5 protein-coding genes are annotated in these 6,701 nt (G+C 40.3%); 2 read left to right on the forward strand and 3 right to left on the reverse strand.

All coding sequences use genetic code 11. From position 1 onward, the window contains the following. Nucleotides 1-32: 32 nt before the first annotated feature. The 3 genes from H6G05_RS16710 to H6G05_RS16720 form a co-directional block, all read right to left on the reverse strand. Nucleotides 33-2,285: an adenylate/guanylate cyclase domain-containing protein gene (locus H6G05_RS16710; RefSeq protein WP_190579515.1), complete on the reverse strand. Its 2,253-nt coding sequence runs from the start codon at nucleotides 2,283-2,285 to the stop codon at nucleotides 33-35. A gap of 77 nt (nucleotides 2,286-2,362) precedes the next feature. Further along, entirely contained in the window at nucleotides 2,363-3,919 is a 1,557-nt protein-coding gene (locus H6G05_RS25400) for an adenylate/guanylate cyclase domain-containing protein (RefSeq protein WP_339383091.1), read from the reverse strand. 158 nt (nucleotides 3,920-4,077) lie between these two features. After that, nucleotides 4,078-4,299 (reverse strand): RNA-binding S4 domain-containing protein, encoded by a 222-nt coding sequence (locus H6G05_RS16720; protein ID WP_190579518.1) that lies wholly within the window; start codon nucleotides 4,297-4,299, stop codon nucleotides 4,078-4,080. A gap of 83 nt (nucleotides 4,300-4,382) precedes the next feature. Between H6G05_RS16720 and H6G05_RS16725 the strand changes: the two genes are divergently transcribed. Together H6G05_RS16725 and H6G05_RS16730 are read left to right on the forward strand one after the other, a co-directional pair. After that, a complete protein-coding gene (locus H6G05_RS16725; protein WP_190579520.1) occupies nucleotides 4,383-6,008 on the forward strand; it encodes a peptide chain release factor 3 in 1,626 nt (541 codons plus the stop codon). A gap of 21 nt (nucleotides 6,009-6,029) precedes the next feature. Further along, nucleotides 6,030-6,608, forward strand: coding sequence for a Coq4 family protein (locus H6G05_RS16730; protein WP_190579521.1), 579 nt, complete (start codon nucleotides 6,030-6,032; stop codon nucleotides 6,606-6,608). Nucleotides 6,609-6,701 lie beyond the last annotated feature (93 nt).

Below are 6,701 nucleotides of genomic sequence, written 5' to 3' on the forward strand. Positions count from 1 at the left end.
AATTTATTACCTGCTCCTACTATGACATTTTGCTAAATTTCAATTCGTCCTTTAAGTATATAAGTGATCATTTGTCCTTTGCCTTTGATCTCAATTGCTTTTCTTTGTTCAAGTTGATATTTGTTTTTTAAGATTTGATAGGTCGCTTCCGTTACTTGAATACAGCCAGCAACGCCATGGGACTCCATCCGACTTGCCACATTAACCGTATCGCCCCACAGGTCATAAATAAATTTTTTCGTGCCGATTACCCCCGCGATCGCCTGTCCCGTATGAATACCGATCCGCAGTAAAAATGGACTACCATCTAAACGCTTAAATTTCTGAATCGATACTTGCATCTCCAGAGCCATTTCGGCGATCGCCTCTGCATGATCTTTACTGGGTAAGGGCAGTCCACCCACCGCCATATAAGCATCACCAATGGTTTTAATCTTTTCTAAATCATACAAATCCACAAGGCGATCAAATTCCGAAAAAATATCGTTTAGGCAGTTGACCAAATCACTTGCCGAAATAGCCGACGCATACTCCGTAAAATTGACAATATCTGCAAATAAAACCGTAACTTCATCAAAGGCATCAGCAACTATCGCCCCATTTACACCATTGTCCAGATTATCTAACATCGGATCTATAGTCTGATTAAGCATCTGGGCAGAATATGTTTCAGCAACCTTATTGGCTACCGCTTTTGATTGTGACAATTTCAATCGCTCCACAATCTCCTGAGGCAGAACATTTAACAATAAACGTTCTGATTTCATCTGCTCAATTCGCAACTTCTCTTCAGCACGCTGACGCTCTTGAGACTCCATGCCCAAAGATAATAAATCAGCCAAAGAACTAGCAAAACTATCTTCTTCAGGTAGCCATAAACGCTCTACATCAATATGCTCGAACATAATGACCCCTGTTACTTGACCATCGACTTCAAAGGATTTAATTAATAAAGATACAGTTCCCGAAGCCTTAAAATGCGAATCAATTAGTTCTTGTAAGCATTCTTCTTCTTGAACATCTTCTACCGCAATCACATGTTTTGATCGAAGAACAGCAAAAAACTTAGGATAATTCTGAGAAGTTAAAAAATCTACCTCCGTATGAATATTCATACTTTTAATATATAAATCAAGACAATGCAACAGGGTTTGGGTCTTATCAAACAGCCAAATACTCACTCGCTCAACATTTAAAGCATGGCTACCTGTACGGGTAATATTTTGCACAACATCAATAAAATTCCCTTGATTAATTGATTTGTCTTTAGTTAAGCTAAATAGAATATCTTGCTGCTTGAGAAGTAGACTCTCACGACGGCTTAGCAAAAAATTAGTGCGTTGGAGAGAAGCTTTTGAGGCATTTAATTCATGAGTTCTTTCTTGAACCCGTAATTCTAATTCTTGATTTGCTCTTTCTAGATTTAGAAATGAGTTGGTAATCATTTCAGCCATCGTATTAAATGATTCGGAAAGAGTTTTAATCTCACTAGTTCCTTCTAATTTGACTCTAGTATCAATCTTACCGTCACTAATCGCCTGTGAAGCTTCACTGAGTTTGCGTAGAGGTGTGCTAATTGATCGGGCTGTAATCATTCCGATCAAAATGGCGATCGCTAATACTGCCCAACATAGCAAAATCATCGTTTGGGTGTAGTTTTGATCGGAGCCAGTGAATTGGGAAGCAGGTACAACAATGATAATTAACCAATCTCGTCCAGAGTCATCTTGCCAATTTTGGACACGAATAAAATGATCTTCCCCTCCTAATATGGCTTCTACATGTTCAGATCCTTGAATTGCATCAAATCTGCCGTACATTTTTAATAAATATTTGGCTGCTATTTGCGATAGAGCATCTTTACTATCTAGAATATTTAGTCGCTGAGGCTTGCCATCAACAAGCAGCAAATTTGATTCTGAAGTAGAAGATCCAACGACTAAACCCGATCGCTCAATTACAAAAAAACGCCCATTATTTCCATATTTCAATCCCCGTAGAAATATACTAATAACATCAATATTTGCCTGATTGTCTGCCTGATTATTTTGCGGTGTCAAATGTAAATGGTGATTAAGCTCTGTACTAATGCGTTCGCCTATTTCACTGCTTAAACTTTCGGCGATCGCATTTACTCTTTGCTGCCCATTATAAAAGGTGAATAGCCCAACTGTTCCTGTAGCTAGACAAATCTGAATTACAAACGGAACAACTAAAACAAATTTAAGTGGAACTTTGTTGAATAATTTAGTTATATAAAATGCTATGGGCGATATTTTAAACATTCAAATCAGTTAAGGTCACGCTATCAGACAAGGTGCTTAAGCACCTTGTTATTAATTTTAAGATTTATTTAAGGTTGCTATATGCGACCTTTGAGTAGATAAGTAATCATTTCTCCTTTGCCTTTAATATTAATCGCACTTCTCTGTTCAAGTTGATATTTGTTTTTCAAAAGTTGATAGGTCACTTCAGTTACTTGAATGCAACCTGCAATACCGTAGGACTCCATGCGACTAGCCACATTAACTGTATCACCCCAAAGATCGTAAATAAATTTCTTAGTGCCAATGACACCAGCGATCGCATGTCCCGTATGAATACCAATCCGTAGCGAAAAATCAGTACCATCAGCTCGCTTAAATTTTTGAATCACTGTTTGCATCTGTAAAGCCATTTCGGCGATCGCCTCCGCATGATCTTTACTTGGCACAGGCAGCCCACCCACGACCATATAGGAATCACCTATGGTTTTGATTTTTTCCAAATCATACTGTTCCACAAGGTGATCGAACTCAGAAAAAATATCATTGAGGACGTTTACCAATTCACTAGCAGAAATAGAAGCTGCATATTCAGTAAAGTCCACAATATCAGCAAATAGAACCGTAACTTCTTCAAAGGAATCCGCAATAATTGTGCCACTAGTTTTTAAATGGACTTTAGTTTTTAATTGCACAGACTTCAAACGCTCAGCAATCTCTTGCGGCAAAACGTTTAGCAAGAGGCGTTCTGACTTTTTCTGCTCAACTCGCAAACTCTCTTCTGCTCGTCGGCGCTCTTGGGCTTCCATTCCTAAAGCCAACAGATCAGACAAAGAATTAGCAAAACTAATTTCTTCCTCTAGCCATAGATGCTCGATCTCGGTATGTTCAAAAGCAAGTACACCCATGATTTCACCACCAACTTCAAATCTAGAAAATAGAATTGAAACAATATCAAATGGCTTACAATATGTGGGGACTAATTCCTGAAGAATATCCTCCTCTTGCACATCTTCGATCGCAATACTGCGGTTTTCTAGTAGAGCCGAAAAAAAGCTGGGATATTCCTTGGCGGTTAAAACATCAGATTCAGTATGCAGATGGAGACTTTTTTGATATAGGTCTAGACAATGTAGTACCGTTTTACTTTTATTGAAGAGCCAAATACTGACCCGCTCGACATTTAAGGCATAACTTCCTGTTCTTGTAATATTTTGGACAGCAACAATAAAATCACCTTGGTTGATCGCCTTATCTTTAGTCAAATCAAACAAAACATTTTGCTGTTTCCGTAGTTGCTGTTCACGCCTATATAAAATAAAGTTGCTTCTTTGTAGCGATGCTTTTGAGGCATCTAGCTCATGGCTTCTTTCTTGGACAAGGGATTCTAATTCCTGATTTGATTTTTTTAAGCGTTGTAAAGTCATAGTACTTGATCGCACCAAGACGATCCCAATTGTAATCACGAGCATTACGCCGCTTAGGCATACAAGCAAAAGGGGATCACTAATATTTTCAATATTCAGGATATTTAAGTGTTGCGGTTTGAGATCTAATTGACTATCAAGATTGCCATCAAGTAGATTTCTTAACCAAACAACTAGGGCGGTAATTTGCAAACCAAAAACTGCCGCTAAAGCAACGATTAGCGGCACATGTTGAAAAAGATTGGCAAAATAACTAGTGGTCAGATGTTTAAGCTAACAAAGTATTAAGTCCGATTTATACATTTATGCTAGCCCGATCGCTAATAGTGGTCAATTCGCACAATTGCTGACTTATGTAGTCTCGTGTAGGCTGCGCTTCGCGCAGCCTACATAACATCGATCACGAAACCATAACCGCTTACTCTTTGCCCTGCGCGAATTTTGCAACCCTTGCGTAATTCAACCAGACCATCAACCTCCACATCACCATCGATAATCATCAATTTTGCTACGCCACCCGTATCAGCAACCCCACAAACTTTCAATAAGTTGCATAAGGTAATATATTCGCCCGTCAGTTCAAATTTTTCATGGATTATTTCTGGCATTTTGATGATTTGCGTTAATGCGTTAAAAAGTAAGCATAATAGATGCAGTAACCATAAATCTAAAAAAGTTCGTTAAAATTTCCATGAGTCAACTGTGGCAAGAGTTAGAGCGCGAAGTCGAACGGCGACGCACCTTTGCAATTATTTCCCACCCCGATGCGGGGAAAACAACATTAACCGAAAAACTATTGCTATACGGAGGTGCGATTCACCTTGCGGGTGCTGTCAAGGCTAGAGCCGCCCAACGTCATGCCACTTCGGACTGGATGGAATTAGAAAAGCAACGCGGGATTTCGATTACTTCGACGGTGTTGCAGTTTGACTATATGGGCTATTGCATTAATTTGCTGGATACCCCCGGTCACAAAGATTTTAGCGAAGATACCTACCGTACCCTTGCTGCTGCCGATAATGCAGTGATGCTTGTTGATGGCGCAAAGGGGTTAGAGCCACAAACCCGCAAATTATTTGAAGTTTGTAGGATGCGATCGCTACCCATTTTTACGTTCATCAACAAGATGGATCGCCCCACCCGTGAGCCTCTAGAACTACTCGATGAAATCGAGAAAGAATTGGGGATTACGCCCTATGTGATGAATTGGGCGATCGGTACGGGCGATCAGTTTAAAGGTGTGTACGATCGCGCTAGCAAAACGGTGCATCTATTTAAGCGCAGCGCTCATGGACAGCGAGAAGCTGAGGTAAACATTTATCCTTTTGATGATCCACAGGCTATTAAATTTATTGGTCAAAATCTCTATAATCAGCTTTTAGAGGATTTAGAGGTTCTTGATTCTGTTGGTGCTGAATGGAATACTCAGGATTTGCATCGTGGGAAACTCACGCCGATTTTCTTTGGTAGTGCGATGACCAATTTTGGTGTGGAGCTATTCTTAAAATCTTTCCTTGAATGTGGCTTGACTCCTACGGTTCATGATAGCTCTAGTGGTGAAGTGTCGCCTACTGATGAGGATTTCTCGGCGTTTGTATTTAAGCTGCAAGCAAATATGGACCCTCGACACCGCGATCGCATTGCCTTTGTGCGCGTTTGCTCTGGCAAGTTCGAGAAAGATATGAGTGTGACCCATTTGCGAAGTGGTAAAAACATTCGGTTATCCCATGCTCAAAAGCTATTTGGTCAAGATCGTGAGGCGATCGATGTCGCCTATGCTGGCGATGTGATTGGGTTGAATAATCCTGGGATGTTTGCGATCGGTGACACGATTTATCTCGGTAAAAAACGCCAATATGCTGGGATTCCCTGCTTTTCGCCAGAGCTATTTTGTACTCTTCGCAATCCAAATCCTTCTAAGTTCAAGCAGTTCCGTAAAGGCATATCGGAGTTGCAAGAGGAAGGCGCAATTCAAATCATGTATTCCGTGGATGAAGCCAAGCGCGATCCCATTCTTGCGGCTGTCGGACAGCTACAGTTTGAGGTGGCGCAATATCGTCTCCAAAGTGAATATAATGTCGAAACGATGCTGGAATCTATGCCCTATTCGGTAGCACGATGGGTTGATGATGGCTGGGATGCTCTCGAAGCAGTAGGCAGGTTGTTTAACACAATGGTGGTCAAAGACAGCTGGAATCGTCCTGTTTTGCTATTTAAGAACCAATGGAACTTAAATCAAGTGGAAGCTGACCATCCGAAGTTAAAATTAAAGGCGATCGCTCCAATTGCTGAGCTAACCAAAGCTAACGTTAACTGATTCTCAAATTTGTAATTTATTATGACTGAATCGCTAGAAGTAAAGCTACAGAGAGAAGAATTGCTGCTGTCGGCTTTTCTGGAGATGGTAAGATCGCCTGATGGCGATTTTGGTGTAATCGATCGCCTTGCTCAAGCTTCTAGTGATCTAGAAAGTTTGCAACTTATCATTAATTTTCTCGCCAATGAGCCTCAAGGCAAAGCTGCTTTTGCTAATTATCCTCGTCTAGGAGAAGTTGATTTAGAATTGCTTGCTCTGATGCCAAGTCATACGCTGGGCTATGCTTATGCTAACCATATGTTGCAGAATGGGCTGAAGCCTTTGCAGATTAAGCCCAGCAGCAATGATTATGAGTTTTTGGGTGCTCACATCACGGAAACTCATGATATTTGGCATGTTGTGACGGGATTTAATACCAATATTATTGGTGAGATTCAGTTAGAAGCTTTCTATGTTTCTCAACTTCAGGCGAGTAGATTTTGGCTGGCTCTAATTGCAAAGAATCTTCTCAAAAGTGTAGTCTATGATATTGAGCGTTCTGCTGAATATATGGATGCGATCGCTCAAGGATGGATGATGGCAAAACATGCTAAGGAATGAAAAACAAATAACTTGTGCAAATTAGGATAATCTCAGACAAAGAAAGAAAAGGAATAATTTTGGGTTATTACAGCGAAGAACTTGAGACAGAGA

It is taken from the genome of Phormidium tenue FACHB-1050 (assembly GCF_014696925.1).
Classification (GTDB): Bacteria; Cyanobacteriota; Cyanobacteriia; order Pseudanabaenales; family Pseudanabaenaceae; genus Pseudanabaena.

Excerpts from the sequence above, each read along its gene's own strand:
- H6G05_RS16710 (WP_190579515.1), bottom strand. The coding sequence starts at position 2,285 with ATGTTTAAAATATCGCCCATAGCATTTTATATAACTAAATTATTCAAC.
- H6G05_RS16720 (WP_190579518.1), bottom strand. The coding sequence starts at position 4,299 with ATGCCAGAAATAATCCATGAAAAATTTGAACTGACGGGCGAATATATT.
- H6G05_RS16725 (WP_190579520.1), top strand. The coding sequence starts at position 4,383 with ATGAGTCAACTGTGGCAAGAGTTAGAGCGCGAAGTCGAACGGCGACGC.
- H6G05_RS16730 (WP_190579521.1), top strand. The coding sequence starts at position 6,030 with ATGACTGAATCGCTAGAAGTAAAGCTACAGAGAGAAGAATTGCTGCTG.